Source organism: Actinomadura soli, from assembly GCF_005889715.1.
Lineage (GTDB): Bacteria > Actinomycetota > Actinomycetes > Streptosporangiales > Streptosporangiaceae > Spirillospora > Spirillospora soli.
On record NZ_VCKW01000596.1, the window covers coordinates 1 to 850 of the forward strand.

1 protein-coding gene is annotated in these 850 nt (G+C 73.8%); it reads right to left on the minus strand.

What is annotated here, in order from left to right; genetic code table 11:
* Window position 1: 1 nt before the first annotated feature.
* The coding region (locus tag ETD83_RS42065) for a citrate synthase 2 (RefSeq protein ID WP_138650802.1) at window positions 2-850 on the minus strand (849 nt) is incomplete at its 5' end.

Genomic DNA, 850 nt, shown 5'->3' on the forward strand with positions numbered 1-850 from the left:
GTCAGCCGACGTGGCGCTTGAGGACCTCGGCGGCCCCGGTGACGTCGTCGATGGAACGGGTTCCGGGGCCGGTGTACTTGGCGCTCGGCCGGACGAGACGGCCCGTGCGCTTCTGCTCCATGATGTGCGCGGCCCATCCGGCGGTGCGGCCGCAGGTGAACATGGCGGGCATCATCGCGGTCGGGACCTCGGCGAAGTCCAGGACGACCGCGGCCCAGAACTCCACGTTCGTCTCGATCGGACGGTCCGGACGGCGCTCGCGCAGCACGGCCAGGGCGGCGTCCTCCAGCGCCTTCGCGGCCTCGAACCGCGGCGCGCCGAGCTCCCTGGCGGTGCGGCGCAGCACGCGGGCGCGCGGGTCCTCGGCCCGGTAGACGCGGTGGCCGAAGCCCATCAGCCGCTCACCGGAGTCGAGGATGTCGGTGACGACCTTGCGGGCGTCGCCGACCCGCTCCACCTTCTCGATCATCGGCAGCACGCGGGCCGGGGCGCCGCCGTGCAGCGGGCCCGACATCGCGCCGATCGCGCCGGAGATGCTGGCCGCGACGTCCGCGCCGGTGGAGGCGATCACCCGCGCGGTGAAGGTGGAGGCGTTCATGCCGTGCTCGGCGGCGGAGACCCAGTACGCGTCGATGGCCCGGACGTGCTTCGGATCGGGCTCACCGCGCCAGCGGACCATGAACCGCTCGGTGATCGTCCCGGCGGCGTTGATCCGCTCCTGCGGGACCATCGGGACGCCGATGCCGCGCGCCGACTGGGCGACGAACGACAGCGCCGTCACCGAGACCCGGGCGAGGTCGGCGCGGGCCTCGTCGTCGGAGATGTCGAGGAGGGGCCGCATCCCGTAGGC